Source organism: Microcoleus sp. T2B6 (assembly GCF_036700475.1).
GTDB lineage: Bacteria > Cyanobacteriota > Cyanobacteriia > Cyanobacteriales > Microcoleaceae > Microcoleus.
In genome coordinates this window covers 13,109-32,033 of sequence record NZ_JAUBOZ010000090.1, presented here as the reverse complement: position 1 = coordinate 32,033, position 18,925 = coordinate 13,109, and the positions used below count along the sequence as shown (strand labels likewise).

Genomic DNA, 18,925 nt, shown 5'->3' with positions numbered 1-18,925 from the left:
CGCCCAGAAAGGACGGGCGGGACGCCCATCCCACAACAAACAGGAAAAGTGGATTTTATTTAATTCTCATTCCTAAGCTAGAGGCTTACAAACGGCTGCAAATCCCTGAAGTCTGGTTTTGGGAAAACAGCCGAATGTCTCTGTATGCTCTCAAACAGCAAGGATACGAAGAGATTGCAAGTTCCCAATTGCTCCCAGAACTCGATATGGGTTTACTCGTCAGGTGTGTTAATATGCCGAGTCATGTTGAGGCAATTAAGGAATTCAAAAGTGCGATCGCTGCGGATGTGTAGTCAAAAATAGATAATACCAGAAGCCCGACTTCTTGAAGAAGGCGAGGCTCTCAAGCACGAGAGCGTTTTACGTTTAATTAAATTAACCTACTTAGTTGCTGAAAACAAGTTTATAATAGATATACAACTCACAGGAAGCACGACCATGACAACAGTCGTTCCCACCCTCCAAACTTCTGAAATCGTATACCCTAGCGCTGATGGAGAACCATTGGCAGAAACTTACGACCATGTTTACGCAATCTTAACTACTTTAGAAGTCTTAAAACAATACCTCGCAGACCGTCGAGCTACTGTTTTAGCAAACCAATTTTTATACTACGCTCAAGGTTTTCCAAAAGTCCGTGTAGCACCAGACGTGATGGTGATTTTTGATGTGGAACCGGGTGGCAGAGATAATTACAAAATCTGGGAAGAAGGTCAAGTGCCGAAAGTGATTTTTGAAATTACCTCACCAGGTACAAAGTCGGAAGATCAAAATAATAAAAAAGACTTGTACGAAAGGTTAGAAGTTCAGGAATACTGGTTGTTTGACCCTAGAGGTGAATGGATTCCCGAACAATTGCGGGGGTACCGACTGGGAGTAGAGGGGTATCAATTAATTAGAGATAATCGCAGCGATGTATTGCAACTGCGGTTAGAAATAGAGGGAAAAATTCTTGGGTTTTATCGGGAAGATAATGGAGATAAATTATTGATTCCAGATGAATTGGCTTCAGCTTTAAAAGCGGAACGGCAACGTGCTGAAGCGGAACGGCAACGTGCTGCTGAACTCGAATCTTTGCTAGCGCGTTATCGAGAACAATTTGGAGAATTGCCGGAGGATAACGGCTAAAGATGCAGGGGTGCGATCGCGCTTGACCAATTCGATCGCACTTTTATTTCTTTAGCAAATTGTTAGTTGAATGACGATCCGTCAGAACCAGGAAAAATTAGAGGAGCCAGGATTAGGGGATGCGTAAGTCCTGTATCATTTACACTTCAGTGTATTCTTTGCCTTTTTGAGACTCTAACCAACGTTGATAAGCTTCCTTGTCGCCTCCAAAGGAATCGACAGAAACTTGACGTTCTGGCATGGGTTTGAGGGGAGCATCAATAGGGGAATATTGGCAATAGCAGATTACTACCATATCAAATTCACCGATCGGAATATCGGGAGTATAAGTCTCAACCCGCGCCACTTCCCACTCACCTGTGCGGTAATGAGTGCTGTAACCGTGCCGAGTTGGATCGTGTTCTGCTTCCACACGAACAAATTCTGGGGGGCGATAGCCAACTTCAGGAATTGGGCCATCAGAAGAGTCAAAGTGTTCTGCCAAAATGCGAGTCAATGATTGAGTGTGTTGAAACTTGCGTTTTTCCCAACCAGGTTGGCGCTTGTCTGCTCTAAAGACAATCCATTTACGCATCTTCATCCTCCTTGCTTTCTAGTTCTTTGTACCAGTCTGGAAACTCTGTTTTTCCTTGAAAAACACAATCAACTTTTAGAATAGGGCCGTCAATTTTCTCAATCTCAATCAGCTTCCAACCATACTTTTCTTCCATCTCTTCACAACAATCTGGATCTGCCGCTCCATGTCGAGACTTGTCTTCGTCTGGATCGTAACGCAACCAGTTTGGATTATTTGGCATAATTGTATTGCTCCCTGTGTTGGGTTGACAACATTGGAGAAGTCGTCTGGACTCGGTATTTGCGGTACTGCGTCCGGGCGCGTCTTTGTCAAATTATAGAATAATTCAGGGCTTACGCACTCCGACGCCTAGAAACCGGGTTTTTTACCGAATCTGCCGATCGCAGTGTAGTATTCTCGTAAAAAAACCCGGTTTCTGACCACCCGTGCGTCCTGGACTGAACCCGACAATTGATTGAATTTGCTTGACAAATATCATTTAATATGGTTTCTAGGTTTCAGCGAAAATTTTAAATGGCGAAGGGCGATCGTTTTGCGATCGAACTTGGGCAATCTAGAGATAGGTGCTTTGCGAGTGCCTGGAAAACAGCGACGCCAAGAGTTAGCAATGGAAAGTACACAGAAAAAATCTAGTGATAGTCGGGTTCATCGGAGCGATCGAATTAAGCAGATTTTTGCGTTAGTATCAATGGTTTCGTTTGGTGGTTCTGCGATTTTTGGTATTTTCAGTCTGTTCAGCAGCGGTTTGAGCAGCCAGCACCAACAAAAGCCGACGCCTGTGGCTGTTTCTCAGGAATCTTTGCTGGCGGCGCAGGAACGGGGATATCAGACGGTTTTGCAGCGGGAACCCCAGAATCAGACGGCTCTGGAGGGGTTGGCAAATGTGCGGTTGCAGATGAATAATAAGGTGGGGGCGATCGAGCCTTTGGAGAAGTTGGTGAAGTTGAATCCAGATCGGGCTGATTATAAGGTATTGTTGGGGCAGGCGAAGGGGAAGAAGTAGCGGAAAGGGCGATTCCCACAAAAAGTTAACACTTAGAAAATTCTGAGTAAAAGAGAAATAAATGGTTATAAGTCAACATATACTTTTGTATTCAGATGATCCAGGAATAGGGGGAAGTGCACGATACGATCACTCAATTCTATGTGGTTTAGCAACGTCAGGATACCAAGTCTCTTATGTAAACTCCGAGACATCCAGCCCAATGATAACTTGCCAAAAAAAGCTGGGGATTCAACATTGGTGGCTGGATTTCAATACAGTTAATGAGTTTGGACGTACCTTGACCAATCCATCCGATGCTCAAAGAATTATATCTAGTGCTAAACCAGATCTAATTGTCTTTAGTGATGCCTGTCCCCTCTCTAATTTTGCAGCTAAGCAGGTAGCTATTCAACTTAGAATTCCCTACATTACTGTTGTAGGTTTTGCAGCTCCCTATCTAGCCGAGCGATTTACTGACTACTTAGAAGAATTGGCACATCATTATGAGCAAGCTAAATTTGTTTTGGCAATCGCCCGCGAAACTTTGAATTTACTGCATGAACTATTTAGGCTTCCTAAAGATAAGGGAGAAGTTATTTACTGGGGACGACCTAGTGAGTATTTTGAAACTCCCAAGGCAGCAACTCGACAACGCCTACGCCAAGAATTTGATATTCCTTTAAATGCTGTGGTTTGTTTTACGGCTGCTCGCTTAGATCCCAGGAAAGGATTTGAATATCAGATAGAAGCCATTAAACAGCTTCATCAAAGCTCAGTATGGTCTAACCTTTACTTTGTTTGGGCTGGTTTTGGAGATTTAGAAACTCCATTCAGGGAGACAGTAAAGCAACTAGGAGTAGACACGCAAGTTAAAATATTAGGACAGCGATGGGATATTTCAGACTGGATGGATGCGGCTGATATTTTTATTTTGCCTTCCGTATTAGAATCATTAGGGCTAGCTATTATAGAGGCGATGGCAAAAGGGCTGCCCGTAATAGCTTCAGCAGTTGGTGGAATTCCCGAAGTTTTGGGCGATACTGGCAAACTACTTCCCGATCCAAAAATAGATTCGCAGGGCACAGTTAGAGATTTAGTTAAAACAGTTAGTGCTTGGTGCGCGAATTCAAAATTACGTCGGTCAATAGGTCAGTCGTGCAAAAAGCGAGCAGAAAAGATGTTTAGGGAAGAACAAATGGTCACAAATACTATTGAAGTAATAGAACGTGCTTTATTACCATTCAGAGATTATGTTTCACCAGGTCTATCAATAATTCTGCCGGATAAATGCTTTCCAAACATGATCGTAGCAGACCCAAAAACTTGTCCTTGGCCCTACCAGCGTCAGGGTATTCCTCACAACTGGTATGTGGACAGGCGCTTTCCAGATGTAGGATTTCAGAATAGAGATGAAGCCCATATTCTTTACAATACAGCTTTGAAATTTAAGGGAAAAAGAGCTCTAGAAATAGGGTGCTTTATGGGTTGGTCAACTTGTCATTTAGCACTGGGAGGAGTTGAGCTAGATGTTATCGATCCTTTGTTGGGAAGAGCAGATTTTTATGAAAGTGTAAGCAATTCGCTTCAATGCGCTGGCGTACTGAACTCAGTTAATCTAATAGCTGGCTTTAGTCCACAGAAAGTAGAAGAATTAACAACTCAATTACAACGTCGTTGGTCATTAATTTTTATTGATGGAGAACACGCTGCTCCCGGTCCCCTCCAAGATGCTATTGTTGCTAATAAAGTTGCCGAAGCAGACGCTATAGTTTTATTTCACGATTTACCATCTCCTGATGTCGCCCAAGGCTTAGATTACCTAAGACAAAATGGATGGAATACAATGGTTTATCAAACAATGCAAATCATGGGTGTGGCTTGGCGAGGGAATGTAGAGCCTGTTAAACATCGGCCCGATCCCAAAGTTAAATGGCTCTTGCCCGAGCATATAAAACATTATTCTGTCAGCGGTATATCGCCTCAGTTTCTTACTGGGCTATCGAGCTATGTTGATCAATATCAGAAAGATTCCTCCGAACAATCTGTATTAACTGCTCTGCGTCAAACCAGAAAGAATATCGCTGAACTGTGGCTTAATACAGCAGATGTTCTGCTGGAAAGTGTCTACTTGAGCGACATCGGTAAAGGTCATCAACTAATACTAGGTAGTGGAATTTGCAATCAACCTCTAACCACAAGTGAACAGACTTTTGTGGGCGAGCTAGTAACCATAATTTCTTCTAAAGGATTTGACAATCCAAAAGCTATCCAGTGTGTACTAGCTGGAATGCTTTATGTCAATGCTTATCATTTATCCCTCCCACAGGATCTCCCTCGCATCCCTCATTGGCTCCTCAACGACTATCTGAAATTTATACTTAACTGTCAACCCTATTTTCAAGAAATTGGCGAGGCAGATAGTTACTGCAAATATATGCAGGAAATAGTAAATTACTTACACCGCTCTATTTTTACGAATCCAAATTCGGATTTTTGGCGTAATGTAGCTAGTCAATTTTTACAAATCACATCCTTCATACCTCTTTATTTTAATGAAGTTAATCTTAAAGACATTTATATTAAACGTTCGGAAATTATAGCATTTGCTCTCAAAGAAGAAGGACAGGAAGTTGACTGGGAAATTGCTGAGCGCTCTTTAACCAGAAAAAAAATTCGGCTGGGTATCCTGGCTTCACATTTCACGCCAGCAGCAGAAACCTTTGCCTCACTGCCTGTGTATGAGTATATCAGTCGAGATTTTGAAGTTATTTTGTATTCCTTAATGAGCAATGGGCATCCCCTAGAGGAATATTGTCAAAGCTGCGCTAATTCGTTTAAGCTGCTGCCGAAAAATTTAAATGAACAGGTCAAATTAATTCGGGAAGACGACCTAGACATATTGTTTATTGCCACAAATGTGACAGCAGTCACTAACCAAATATATTTACTAGCGCTGCACCGAATGGCAAGAATTCAAGTAACCAGTGTTGCCTCAGTAGTAACCACAGGAATACGGAATATAGATTATTATATTTCTGGTAAATTGACCGAATCGTTTGAAGATGCAGAACAGCACTACCAGGAGGAATTATTAAAACTTGATGGTTCTGCACATTGCTTTAGTTATGGAAATGAGCAAAATCTAGCTAGTACAAAAGTAAATCGGGAAAGCCTCGGTATAGCAGAAGACGCAGTAGTTTTTATCTCAGGAGCTAACCTGTTTAAAATTATTCCAGAGTTGCGTAATACTTGGGCCAAAATAGTAGCTGCTGTCCCGAACTCAGTGTTAGTTCTTTATCCGTTTGGGCCAAACTGGTCCAATTATTATCCCAAGCAAGTCTTTATAGAGAGTCTAAATGCAGCCTTTTTACAGCACGGTGCAGATCCAGATAGTTTGCTGATATTAGACCCTACACCTGTACCAAACCGATATGATATCAAAGAATACCTGAAGCTGGCAGATATATATCTTGATTCCCATCCCTTTTCAGGAACAACATCTCTGATTGACCCCTTGGAAGTTGGTCTACCTATAGTAGCAAGACAAGGAGCTTGCTTCCGCTCTGTAATGGGTGCAGCACTTCTACAACAACTAGGCATACCAGATTTAGTTGCCGAAAGTGAAGAGTCTTACCTCCAATTAGCTATCGGCCTCGGAACTCACCCTGAATTTCGGCACCAAAAGAGTGCTCAGGTTAAGCAAAAAATGCAGGGAAATCCGGGATTTCTAGACAGCCGCTCTTACTCCGCTGAAATCGGCAGGCTGTTCCAAGAAATTTTCAGAAAATACCAGTCAAATGCTCTGGCGAAAAGACTCAATTTGAGAGAGATAAATCTGATTATTTTTCCAGATTGGAGTCAGCCAGAAGAATTACTCTTGCCAGGTTTAGCGAGTGCGATCGCAGCGGTCGCAGTTCATCCAGATAAGAGCAAGATAACTCTACTTGTAGACAACAGCAATATTTCTGATGAAGATGCTAATCTAGCTTTATCTAGTGTTGCCATGAATCTTCTTATGGAAGAAGATTTAGACGTTTCTGAGGGTCCTGAAATTGCACTCAGTGGAGAGTTTAGCAAAATCCAGTGGGAAGCTCTAATGCCTCGCCTTCACGCTAGAATCGTCTTGGAAAATGAGAACACAGAGGCGATCGCTCAAGCTAAGGCAGAAAATCTTGCCCTATGGCAAATAGACAGTTTGTAGGCAATGACCATCTGAGAAACTTAGAGAACGAACTCAATACCTACGTTTTTGAAAAATATGGATTATCAAAGATTTTTCGAGCAACTCCCTAGCTTGTATGAAAACTGGGAACAAGGTTTAGCCTTTCCCAAGTCTGATCGGTTTCAGAAAATCCTGAACCAAGTTACAGGTATGACAACAGCAAATGTTATGCAGTTGGTCAATTTTGCTGTGGAATGCCTGGAACCTAATGAGGTTTACTGTGAAGTAGGATGCTTCCAAGGCGCAAGTTTAATTGCAGCCCTTCTGGATCATCCAGAACAGATGGCTTATGCAGTGGATAACTTCTCGGAATTTGATACTTTCGGGGATAGTTTTGAAAAATTGACTGAAAATTTATCAAGTTTCAATTTGTCAGAGCAAGTTTTTCTATGTCCGCAAGAGTTTGAAGAGTTTTTCTCCGAACTGGGTGGACTTGAGACTGAAGATAAAATTGGTTTTTATTTTTATGATGGAGCGCACGATTACCGATCGCATTTAATGGGATTACTTTTGGTAAGACCCTTCTTGGCTGAGCGAGCGCTCATTCTTGTCAGCAATAGCAATTGGTCAGCCCCGCAACAAGCTAACTGGGATTTCTTAGCTGCTCATCCTGAATGCCAGTTACTTTTAGATAAGGCGGACGGCTCTGATAACTATAAAATTTGGAAGGGCGTGCAACTTTTTGTTTGGGATAAGACTAGAAAGCATCAAGAGGAGGGAGAAACTTTCGGAGCGAGACGAAATCAAGCAGTCATTGCATCCTTAGATAAGCTGCAAGAAGAAGAGCGTCAAAAAATTATAGCTACTCTACATAACGAAGCCGTAGAATTGCACTGCTCTGGTGCAATAACACCGGCAAATAAGGGTAAAATTGTCAATCCACAGGATGAAGAATTATTTTTATCTTGGTCGAGCGACAATCTAGAAAAAGCTGAAAAAAAATATCAAGAAGTTTTGCGATGGGAACCAGACAATGCAGATGCTTGGCTCCATTTGGGTACCCTCTATTACATGAAAGAGCAATATCAAGATGCAATATTGTTGCTGCTCAAGTCTATAGAAATTGACCCGCTCAAAGCTATCAGGCATTATAATTTAGGTGTGGTGCTAGAAGCTGTTGGCGATCGCGTGCAAGCTATTCGAGCTTATCAAGAGGCGATCCAGCTACATCCTGAGAATATCCAAGCTTATAACAATTTAGGTAATATCCTTGCGGAAGCGGGTGAAATCGAGCAAGCTGAATCAGTTTATCGTCAGGCGATCAGAGCTAATCCAGAACATTTTGGTGGCTATCTGAATTTGGGTAACATTCTGATGTTGCGACAGCAAATTGATGAGGCGATCGCAGCCTATGAAACAGCCCTTAGACTCAAACCACGCTATCCGGACATTCTCAATAATCTAGGTCTAGCATTTGAAGCTAAAAATGATAAAGCTCAAGCCTATTCCTACTTAGGGTATGCTTCTTATCGACAGAATAAACATGAAATAGCGATTAGTTACTTTAACAAATTTCTCGAAATTCAAACGGGAGATATAGATTTTTATATGGCCTTGGCTGACTGTTATAAATTAACGGACCAATATGATAAAGCTTTGAAAGTTTATGAAGATAGCACCAGTTTATACCCAAAGGAAGAGAACCTTTACTTTTCATGGATATTAACCTTGCAAAAGGCTGGGCGGACACAGGAAGCGATTGCAGTGGCTAGGAATGCTTCAAAACTTCTGCCAAATGCTTTACAACTAAATCGAGAAGCAGAACTCCTACTGCCGGTTATTTATGATTCCCCAGAAGAAATTAAGTTTTATCGGCAGCGATTCGTTCAGGGGTTGCATAATTTTAGTCAGCAAATCTCCTTGGAAAATGCTGAAAAGAAAAAGAATTCTTTAAAGGGGATCAGTTGCTATCAAAACTTTCTACTTCAATACCAAGGTAGTAACGACTTAGAGTTACAAAAACAGTATGGACAGTTAGTTTATAGAATCATGGCTGCTAACTATCCCCGCTGGGTCTTGCCTCGCCCAATGCCTATTCTCAACCCAAAAGAGAAAATTCGCATTGGTTATGTTTCTCATGGTATGCGGGGCAATGGGGTAGGCAAACTTTTGCTTGGCTGGCTTCGCAACTGCGATCGCCAGCAATTTGAGGTGTATTGCTACCATATCAACCCTGAAGAGGATGCCCTAACTGAAAAATTTCGAGTTTATAGCGATGTTTTTCATGAGATTACAGGCGATCTAGAAGGCGTTTGTAAACAAATTGTCTCAGACCAATTGCACATCCTGGTTTTTGTAGAAATTGGGATGCACCCGCAGATGATACAAATGGCAGGATTGCGACTTGCCCCCATCCAATGTACGAGCTGGTTACATCCTGTTACGTCGGGTATGCCAACGATAGATTACTTCCTATCTAGTGAGGCAATGGAACCAGAGAATGCTGCGGAGCATTACTCTGAACAACTAATCCGCTTGCCTAAGTTAGGAATGTCTTGTACTAAACCAATCATTCCTACACTGACAAAAAAAAGAGCGGATTTTCTACTGCGCGATGACGGAGTAGTGTATCTATCCTGTCAATCTCTGTCTAAGTATCTCCCGCAGTATGATTATATCTACCCAGAAATTGCTCAAAAAGTACCTCAATCTCAGTTCGTCTTCGTAGCTCACGAAAGCCCCCTGATTACTGAGAAATTACAGCAACGTCTTAAACAAGCTTTTGCTAAGTATGGCTTGAAAAATGAAGACTACTGCATCATTTTACCCAGGCAAATTATCATTAATTACTGGCAACTTAATCTGCTTGCGGATATTTTCCTAGACACCTTTAATTGGTCGGGAGGCATTACTACCCTAGAAGCGATCGCTTGTAATTTGCCCATCGTCACCTGTCCAGGCGAATTGATGCGCGGCCGTCAATCCTATGGGATGCTAAAAATACTAGGTCTAACAGATACGATTGCCCAAGATGAGGCAGAGTATATTGACATCGCTATAAAATTGGGATTAGATGCGGAATGGCGACATACTCTCTCCCAGCAGATGAGCGATCGCCATGCTAATCTCTACGAAGACGTAACCTGTGTCAAAGCGCTTGAGCAGTTCTACCGACAGGTTGTGGCAGACAAGCTAACCACTGATGCAAAAACACCGCCACTATTGTCAACAGCTAAGAAAAAAGTTCTCCATGTTGGCTGCGGGCCTTATTCCATATCAGGCTTGCATGACACTTTCCAAACTGATGAATGGCAGGAAGTGCGGCTTGATATTGACCCAAATGTAAAGCCAGATATTATTAGCTCTATTACAGATATGAGTCCGGTGTCCAGCCAGTCGGTTGATGCAATCTGGTCATCCCATAATATTGAGCATATCTATCCACACGAAGTGCCGATCGCCTTAGCTGAATTTTACCGCGTACTGAAGCCCGGTGGATTTGTTTTAATCACCTTGCCAGATATCCAGAAAGTAGCAGAGTATGTAGCTCAAGGGAACTTAGAGGAGCCTATCTACCTTTCTCCTGCTGGCCCAATTGCTGCAATTGATATTCTCTATGGTTTGGGTACAGATCTCGCCAAAGGTAAATACTACATGGCACATCGCACGGGTTTCACACAGGAAAGTCTCGCTCAGAAAATGCGGCAAGTTGGTTTCCATCCCGTTGAAGTCCACAGTGAAAACCTCAATCTTTGGGCAACAGCTTATAAGCCTATTGAATGACAAAATATCATTCTGTACTGTTCTTTGATTAAAAAAGATAAGTGGCTTTCTGCTAATAATTTGCTTTAGCAGATCGCTTCCAAGTGTGTTCGTATAATTCTCGCGCGGCTGGGTGCAACAAATCGCAATCTAAAACCCCTTTCAACACTTGCATCAACAGCTCAGAATCTACCTCAGCCGATTCCTTTGACTTCAAAATCTCGATGACACCGAGAGAATATAGCTCTTCTCCTTCATACCTTCCAAGCAAGATAGACAGCTCAATCAAGCGCAATAGGTTGTTAATATTTGTAGGACAAATCTCCCGCAGATGCTGCCGGATTATCCATGTCACTGGATAGTCGCCCAGAGCCTGTCGCCGCTTCGCTTCCACTTCTAGTACCTGCACCAGCTCTGCTGTCCACAAATCAACTTGCTCCCCATCCCCTTCCGTCATCCCTAACAGCCAAGTCGTCTGAGCTTCTGCCTCTTGTCCCTGCAACAGCAATGTCAACCCCAAATGCCAGTGCAGGGACTTATTCTCCGGCTGCGCGTGAATCGCCTGCTCATAGAAGTTTGCAGCCTGACTGTAATCTCCTTGAATCAAACATTCATACGCTTGCTGCTGCAAAGTGGTAGGTTCACTCAAAGCAGTCTTTTGTAAAAACTTGAGTTCTGTTAAATTTTCTATATGTGTAATTAATTCTTTTCGATAACGTTTGAGGGATATTTTCAGTTCTTCTTCTTGCTCTTGGTTGGCACAGTAGCGATTACTGGTTCTCCACCAACCCGATTCCTTGACAAAAGCTATATCTACTTGCCATAATGCTCCATCTAATGGGCGATAGCTAAGGTCAACAATATCATAGATTACAAATCCATGTGATTTCATAAAACTAACGATCTCATGAATTTTTCCAAACAGAGCTGCTTCTACAATCAAATAATCTGTAGCCTCAAGAGTTTGAATAGCCCCTTCTAGCACGTCGAGTTCCCTGCCATCAACATCTATTTTGATTAAGTAAGGGTATTCTAATCGGTGTTCTCTACAGATTTCATCTAGGGTAATAGCTTGTACAGTCCTTAATTCTAATTCTTCAGAATCACTCCCCTCAGAAGAGTCAGAAATTGAAGAGTGTACTAAGTTGAGATTAATTTCGAGCCTAACCAGCCCAGATTTTTTGCTGGCAGCAGCCATGATGTACTCTGCACGCTCAAGAGTTTTACATAGTTGTGCGAGATAAGGTTCGTTCTCTTGGATGGGTTCAATCAGAAAATGGCTTGATTTAGGAAAAACTTCATAAAGTGCAAATGTTCCTAATGCAGCACCCACATCAATAACTGTTTTAGGTTCAAAGCCCAGTTGCTTTACATTGAATAATGACCAAGTCATTGAATCTCTCGGAATAATTATATCGTCGGTCATACCTACTTGAAGCCTCACTATTATTAGAAGTAAAGAATTGAACGGTTAATTACAAGAATCTAAGTATTTTTGCCACATTTGCTCATAAGCTTTCTCCATTTCCCGCGCAAACAGATTCCCATTCCACAGAGGTGCTGTTTGCCGTGACTGTCGTAATTTCCAAGCTATTTGCTGTCGCAGAGAAGAGTCTTTTCCTAAACGAATTCCCCATTCCACATATTCTTCATCTGTCCAAGCAATTCCCTCACTCACACCTGCATTCACCATCATCGTGTAGCTATTGCGACTAGAGAACTGTTGTCCTACGCGGGTTACTATAGGAATGCCCATCCACAGGGTTTCCATTGTGGTTGTAGCTCCGTTATAAGGATAAGTATCGAGTACCACATCAGCAATAGCTAGGTTGGCTCGGTGAATTTCCTCTGAAGATACCAAGGGAAGAAATCGCAAACGCTCCCCAGCCACACCCTCAGATTCTGCAATCTTAATAAAAAAGTTTTGGAGGGCTTCTTGATCCGCTAATCCTTTAACAATGAAGTAGCTATTGGGTACTGCTTGCATAATTTGCATTTGCAGCCGTACCGTATTCGGATTGTATTTATATCCTCTCTGAGCGCTCAGATATATAATAGCATCACTAGGAATATTCAAATTATCCCGACGCAGCGTTGGCACACCTACCTCAAAACCATCTACTGCTATGTAAGTTTGAGGTAAACGCCAGATCTTTTCCGTGTAGTAATCCTGAGCGGATTCTGGTAAAACGTAAGGATCGGCAATGTAGTAATCAATTGCTGGTACTCCTGACGCATCCCAACCAAGCCAGGTGACTTGTACGGGTGCTGGTTTCATTGCCATAATCTCAGAAACATTATTCAGAGTCAGACTATCGAGATCGATCAAAATATCAATCTCATCTTTGTTAATCAGTTCTGCTGTCCCACTACTATCTAAGGGCAATTTATACGCCTTGTCAGATTGACTAATATACCATTCTTGCAAAGGGTCATTTGTCTGTTCCGAACTTAATAAATAAGTATTGATTTCAAAAAACTCGCGGTTATGATACTGAAATAACCACCGGGCTAAATGTCCGACAGAATGCTTGCGGAGACAATAGGAAATATATCCAATCTTTAAGCGTTTCGTAGAACTTTTATTATATTTCGGATTAGAAAAACGTTTTTGGCGATATCGCTCTACTTGATCTTTCGCATAGTTTTCTATATTTTTTTGACAAATTTGACCAATTTGGCTCCTAATTATTCCATTCTCTTCAGGCCGATCCTGAAAGTACGGAAAGAAAAAACAAGAACTAAATAAGCGGATTGTCGCAGTTGAAGTGAGGGAGGAAGGTTGTTCTTCGTGTAAAGCAGCAAGTAGAGATTTATGAGTCTCCATGACCGAACAAAACTCATCCCAATAACCACCCGCGCTCATTAAACCACGCATAATCAGATGATTAGCATAAACTTTATCCGCTAACTTATCTATGACTGAATAACATAACTTGGCAGTTTCAATCCCTTTAGAATATTCACAAATATCTTGATAAAGACAAGAGAGAGTTCGTAATAATTCTGGATTCTTTGGTTCTAAACATAATCCTAGTTCAGTAAAACGTGTCGCTAGAACAAATTGCTTGGCTGAGTAAGCCGTATTGTAGACAAACTCGATCAAATTATCTAAAAAAGGAATGATTTCTTTAATATAAGGGAGACAGGCTTCTGTTAAATTAAAAGAGGATGGGTGAAGAGGAGCCTGTTCTAAAACATTTTTCCAAACTTGCAGTAATAACTCAGAATCGGTGGTGGTTCCAGCTTCTGATTTGAGCAGCTCAATTACACCTAGCTCATTCAATTCATCTCCTGTATATCTGCCCAGTAAGGTGGATAACCCAATTAAATGCAACAGATTGTTAATATAATTAGGGTTAACTTCCCTGATATGCTGCCGGATTACCCAAGCTGATGAATAATCTGCTAGCTCTAATCGCCGTCGCTCAGCTTCAGCTTGTAGCACCTGTACCAAATCCTCTGTCCATTGTTCGATTTCTTCCGAACTACCCTCAGCCATTGCTAACAGCCAAGTTGTTTGAGCTTCTGTTTCTTGTCCCTGCAACAGCAATATCAATCCTAAGTGCCAGTAGTAGGACTTGACACTAGGTTCTACATTAATCCCTGCTTCATAGAGTTTTGCAGCTTGAAGATAATCACCATATCGGAAATATTCAGCAGCTTGCTCCTGCCAATCTGATGCCATAACCGACAAATTCTGATCAACCATAGGGTAAGCCTACATAAAAAAAATCTCTGAGAAATCAACCAGAGTATTACTAAATAAACCAAAGCGGATAGTACGCACGCGACTACCCGCTTCTTGCTTTTTCCTAAGAACTCAGTCGTAACATTTGCACTCAGGAATTATTTGGTAACTAGTGTCATGGCAGTATTACAGTTGACCGTGGCGCCATCAGCAACACCTACTGAAGCCGTACCCGCTGAGACACTTTCGCAAAGAACAGATTGAGTACCTTTTGCTTCTCCCGACGGAACTAAACCTACAGTTCCAGAATATCCCTTAAGAGCAGCAAGTGGGGTTGCAAGAACATGAGCTCCCTCAGCTACGGTAGAGAGTGTGTATGTGTAGTTAGTGGTGGAAGTTTTCAGACCAAGACCCAACGAAGTCATTTTATCGGTAAAAGTGCTAGTTTCTGCATAGACTGCTTGTTGAGCTTTGTTAATTGAACTAGCGTACTGCTTGGCTTCTGACTGCTTCGCTTTGTTTGCTTGGCTGAGGAAGGAAGGCAAAGCGATCGCCGACAAAATACCGATAATGATGATAACAACCAGCAGTTCAATCAGGGTGAAACCTTGATCCTGTCTTCTTTTGTTGAGCTGTTGCAGGAACTTGGCTTTAAATTCAGTCTTCATAAGTCTTTTCTCCGTGAGGGGTGGGATGCTTGATTTCTAACTCTTATATGTAACTTACCCAGTTATCCGCACTTTAATATCACCCCAAACTATTTTTTTTTTCAACTACTGGCTCTAATGCTCCAAAAGCACATACAGAAAGACTTCCAGCCTAATCAACAGTTCCTTGACTTCCTCAAAGGCAGTCTCATCACTAACAGACTCTAGGTTAACACCGATCGGCGAGCGGATTTGGAGCCACTGTTCTACTAGGGACACCACAGACTGTGGCCCATCCCAAAGAGGTAGCAAACAAGCCGCCATTGTACTCTCGATCGCCACCGGCCCTAGAGTTGGCACAATAATATAACGGCTAATCTCAAACGGCGTCTGGCTGTCAATGCAATTACTCAAGTCTTCCCTAATCTGGGAAGTCCTCAGTTGAGGGTGCAGGTGTACCCGTGCTTCCCGCCATTGAGCTTCCGTCCATTCCGCAACTGGCACAAAAGCCTGAGTTCTCGCGGGATTGCCGCACCAGAAATCAAACAAACGGTGCAGGGGATGTAACAAGTCAAATAAATGCAGCCGCTCTTCCAGAGAAGCTTCTGGCAGACTCATCGCCAAAAACGGAGGCAAATCATCTGGATCTTTGAACAAATCCATCAACTCCCAGCGGCGCCAGGCCACCATACTGATAAACTCTAAATCAGCACCTCTCAACATAGCAAACACTTCAGGAATGGTACAACCTTTATCACCCACGAATAAATAGTTAACCATAATCCATCCCTCATCCTGTGCGAAATCGGCATTCCACCCTGCCGCCTTGATCCCTATTTCATCTCTCAAGGCTTCCATTGTTTCCCGGACTATTTCTATCTCCAATTCTCCTGGACATCCATTCATTAATCCCATTGCTTTAAAAGCAGCTTGAGCGCGAAATACTTCGGCTCTACCATTTGAGCTGTGAAGGTTTGTGCGGATGATGCCATCGGTCGCCATAACTGATTTCATCGCTTGCAATCCAGCAACAGCGTCGGGCAAGAGATACAGAACTTCGTCAGCATTGATATAGTCAAACTGTAACCCTAAACTTGGTAATTCTTCTATTTTCAAAGCATAAAACTCTGCATTAGCAACCCCATGATACTGTAAACGTTGCTCAGCTAGTTTCACAGATTCTTCGGATAAATCGATGCCTACTATTTTTGCTCCAGGATTGGCTATAGCTAAAACCAAGGATTTATAACCGGTGCCGCATCCCGCATCGAGGATAACTTTACCTTCTGTATTAATAACTCTTCTATTTCTGAAGTAGTAAGCAGTTACAAGATTATGAAGGTAGAGCAATTCACTGTTGTCTTTTGGAGATTGTTCCAGCGGGATTCTGGGATAAGGAGTATTGTCAAATTGCTGGCGAATATTTTCTATTAACTCTAAATTTTGGTGATCCATGTTCAATTACACTCAACGCTGGCAAATTATCCTAGTATCTCAGAAAATAGCCGATCGCCCGCCGGACCGCAACACATATTTGCAATAATAGTCTGAAAACCGATCGCCCCCTGCTGCCCATTTTAACTCGGAGCGATCGCCCCCAACTCAACCTCCCAATCCAGAGGATTTGTAGAGCGCTCTCCTCCAAAAACTCTATAATCTTGCCCTCAATTCATCAGCCGATAACTGTGGCAGTTCTTCTACCAACACAGCCAATTCGACCACGGGCAATTCTAGTAAATTGCTAACTGCTATAGCCAGAATATCTACCGATTCATTAAAATACATCCTCAAGACATATTCCGCCAACAATTTCACCGCTTGTTGCTTTCCTGCTTCATCGACTGCCAGCATTGATATCGCCAGCAGCATCCGAGTAAATTCCGTCGCCGATAACTTGGATAGAGGCGTTAAAAACACGCTCATTTTGGGGCTTAATTCTCCGAATCTCCCTGGCAGAAAATCTGATAAAATTAAGCGTTGCTGTTCTTGTCTGCCTCGTTCTAGCCCTTGTTCCAGCCCTTGTTCTCTAGCTTGTTGTTGTGCTGCTTGTATTTGTTGTTGAAAAAGTGGTGTAATGGCCATAATTAACTCCCGCTCTTCTGGTTCTAATTGCTGTGGGGCATCGGTCACTAAATTTGACTGCAACCTATATAATAACTCTAAGGCAGTCATCCGCAGCGGATCGTCCGTGCCTAAAGCGCTCAATTCGGCGATCGCCCTTTGCTGCACTTTCCCTTTACCCAAAATCCTCAACCACAGGGTTTCTGGTGTTTCTGGCAACTGGTGAATCACCACAATTGCCCCTTGCCAGTGCTCCGGGAAAAAATAGATTCCCTCCAGCCAATTGGAGAGGTTTGGCATTCCACCAAAACCAGACACTATTGATTTTGATGCTGTCGGTGTCAAAATCCACAGGAACGGCAACTTAGCATCATCATAGCGAGTATTTTCTCTTCTTGCCTGCCGCTCTAATTCTCTTCGCAAATCGAATAACTTACTGGTGCAGTTCCAGACTTCGCTGACAGTTATCGGATTACGAAACGGTTCAAATATTGCAGTTGTGTTTGCCATTTTTCCCAACAATCCTAGATTATGTGTGTATTCTGGGATTAGGGTGCCGGGAGTGAAATAGACATCGATTTCTCGGACTTCGCTGGTCACATCGCGACCGATCTTGACTGTGCCGATGGGAGAGAGCATTTCTTCCAGGTATTCTTTGGCAAAGCGATCGTGAATGAATCGCGTCATGGAATTTATGATGGATTTTTATTACTGCATTCTATCATCATTTAATCGCTATGGGATTTCTGAGTTTAAAACAACATTCATTGCCGCTTTCCTGTTAAAAAATTTGTTAGGTGCGATCGCGCTGCCAGTTGGGTAAGTTCGTCCGATCGCTCTCTACTTACCTCCCAACCCCACGCCCCGTCCAGAAATTAGCCATAAGAGTCTCAATGCCAAATTATACAACTACAGGCTAATTCTATGGACGGAAACACCGCATTTATCCTAAAAGTATTTTTGATGTCGATCGCCCTCTCCCTCACCATCAAATACGGCGGGCCCATTCTGTCTATACCCTCTACCGCTGCGATCGCCCTAATCGCCGTGTTTACCTGTACTATTATCCTGGCCGCACTACTAAGCTGGCGATCGTTCAACATACTAAAATCAAGTTAATCATAGGAAAATAGCTTAACCAGAAATCCCCCTCCTAAACTCCCTCATCGCTTCCACACTCGAAGCCATCAGCAAGCAGCGACACAGTAAATTAATATCTAAATCTGGCAAAACAACACTTGAAGAAATTTTTTCATAACCCTCAGAACCCAAGCGATACATAGCCAATACACCATCCTCCCAAAACCAGACTTCAGCAACTCCCAATACTCGATAGCGCTGCAATTTTTTGACATTACCGCTAGTGAAGATAACTTCGATACATAAATCTGGGGGAGAATTTGGGGTTATGCGTCGGACAATAAAGTAAGATTCATCAGCTTGTGCAGACACTACCCCTTCCTTTTCTTGGGTAAAACTTCCCGTAGGTGAAAACTCAATTTCATTTTCGGCGCAGTAGATAGACAGCAGCGTACAAATTGTCCGACTAAAAAATTCGTGTTCTGGGGAAACTGCCAATATTTCTACCTCTCCTTTGTAATAAAACAACCTCGTCCCTGGGGAGTCAGAAAACCCCTGTTCAATTAGCTTGAACTGTTCCCAGCTAATCCCGGACTGAATGAACCGTTGGTCTACTGGCTGTAAGAGTGTCTGTGTCATCATGCGAACCTCAATCAAGTTCTGGGTTTCAAACAACATTCATAAAGCATTAAATACTGTTAACGTTATTTCTGTGATAAGTTTAGATTGCCTTTTTTGCCCAAGGTGCGATCGCTCGATAAGCTGTTCTGCATTTAAATTATTATATGTCAAAAAACAATCCCACTCTTGTTGGGTGGCTTTGAGCAACGCC

13 protein-coding genes and 1 pseudogene are annotated in these 18,925 nt (G+C 42.5%); 6 read left to right on the top strand and 8 right to left on the bottom strand.

Features of this window, described 5'->3' with window-relative positions; genetic code table 11:
* Together QUA00_RS28360 and QUA00_RS28355 are read left to right on the top strand one after the other, a co-directional pair.
* Window positions 1–293 (top strand): annotated as a pseudogene (locus QUA00_RS28360) (hypothetical protein); the annotation flags it as partial.
* Window positions 294–438: 145 nt separating this feature from the next.
* Entirely contained in the window at window positions 439–1,128 is a 690-nt protein-coding gene (locus QUA00_RS28355; RefSeq protein ID WP_333148436.1) for a Uma2 family endonuclease, read from the top strand.
* A 139-nt stretch (window positions 1,129–1,267) separates the two neighbouring features.
* On the opposite strand, the gene QUA00_RS28350 is transcribed toward QUA00_RS28355, so the two are convergent.
* Together QUA00_RS28350 and QUA00_RS28345 are read right to left on the bottom strand one after the other, a co-directional pair.
* On the bottom strand, window positions 1,268–1,702 hold the full coding sequence (locus QUA00_RS28350; protein ID WP_333144591.1) for a hypothetical protein: 435 nt from the start codon (window positions 1,700–1,702) through the stop codon (window positions 1,268–1,270).
* On the bottom strand, window positions 1,695–1,925 hold the full coding sequence (locus tag QUA00_RS28345; RefSeq protein ID WP_333129647.1) for a hypothetical protein: 231 nt from the start codon (window positions 1,923–1,925) through the stop codon (window positions 1,695–1,697). The genes QUA00_RS28350 and QUA00_RS28345 overlap by 8 nt, the downstream gene beginning before the upstream one ends.
* 234 nt (window positions 1,926–2,159) lie before the next feature.
* Between QUA00_RS28345 and QUA00_RS28340 the strand changes: the two genes are divergently transcribed.
* The 3 genes from QUA00_RS28340 (at window position 2,160) to QUA00_RS28330 (ending at window position 10,635) form a co-directional block, all read left to right on the top strand.
* On the top strand, window positions 2,160–2,708 hold the full coding sequence (locus QUA00_RS28340) for a tetratricopeptide repeat protein (protein ID WP_333411923.1): 549 nt from the start codon (window positions 2,160–2,162) through the stop codon (window positions 2,706–2,708).
* Window positions 2,709–2,769: 61 nt separating this feature from the next.
* Complete coding sequence (locus tag QUA00_RS28335) at window positions 2,770–6,891, top strand: glycosyltransferase (protein ID WP_333411922.1); 4,122 nt, start codon at window positions 2,770–2,772, stop codon at window positions 6,889–6,891.
* 57 nt (window positions 6,892–6,948) lie between these two features.
* Window positions 6,949–10,635, top strand: coding sequence for a tetratricopeptide repeat protein (locus QUA00_RS28330; RefSeq protein ID WP_333411921.1), 3,687 nt, complete (start codon window positions 6,949–6,951; stop codon window positions 10,633–10,635).
* Window positions 10,636–10,687: 52 nt separating this feature from the next.
* On the opposite strand, the gene QUA00_RS28325 is transcribed toward QUA00_RS28330, so the two are convergent.
* The 5 genes from QUA00_RS28325 to QUA00_RS28305 all read right to left on the bottom strand — a co-directional run bounded on the left by QUA00_RS28325 (window position 10,688) and on the right by QUA00_RS28305 (window position 17,700).
* Window positions 10,688–12,007, bottom strand: a complete 1,320-nt coding sequence (locus QUA00_RS28325) for an FkbM family methyltransferase (RefSeq protein ID WP_333144587.1) — start codon at window positions 12,005–12,007, stop codon at window positions 10,688–10,690.
* A 78-nt stretch (window positions 12,008–12,085) separates the two neighbouring features.
* Complete coding sequence (locus QUA00_RS28320) at window positions 12,086–14,302, bottom strand: O-linked N-acetylglucosamine transferase family protein (RefSeq protein ID WP_333144586.1); 2,217 nt, start codon at window positions 14,300–14,302, stop codon at window positions 12,086–12,088.
* 161 nt (window positions 14,303–14,463) lie between these two features.
* Window positions 14,464–14,973, bottom strand: a complete 510-nt coding sequence (locus QUA00_RS28315) for a type IV pilin-like G/H family protein (RefSeq protein WP_333144585.1) — start codon at window positions 14,971–14,973, stop codon at window positions 14,464–14,466.
* 114 nt (window positions 14,974–15,087) lie between these two features.
* Complete coding sequence (locus QUA00_RS28310) at window positions 15,088–16,407, bottom strand: class I SAM-dependent methyltransferase (RefSeq protein WP_333411920.1); 1,320 nt, start codon at window positions 16,405–16,407, stop codon at window positions 15,088–15,090.
* 195 nt (window positions 16,408–16,602) lie between these two features.
* Window positions 16,603–17,700, bottom strand: coding sequence for a flagellar assembly protein H (locus tag QUA00_RS28305; RefSeq protein ID WP_333411919.1), 1,098 nt, complete (start codon window positions 17,698–17,700; stop codon window positions 16,603–16,605).
* Window positions 17,701–17,937: 237 nt separating this feature from the next.
* Here QUA00_RS28305 and QUA00_RS28300 point away from each other — a divergent pair, with 237 nt between their 5' ends.
* The gene (locus QUA00_RS28300; protein ID WP_333310604.1) at window positions 17,938–18,132 is read left to right on the top strand and encodes a hypothetical protein; all 195 of its coding nucleotides are present in this window, start codon (window positions 17,938–17,940) and stop codon (window positions 18,130–18,132) included.
* A gap of 15 nt (window positions 18,133–18,147) precedes the next feature.
* Here QUA00_RS28300 and QUA00_RS28295 read toward each other — a convergent pair whose 3' ends face one another.
* A complete protein-coding gene (locus QUA00_RS28295; RefSeq protein WP_333411918.1) occupies window positions 18,148–18,732 on the bottom strand; it encodes a Uma2 family endonuclease in 585 nt (194 codons plus the stop codon).
* Window positions 18,733–18,925: the final 193 nt, after the last annotated feature.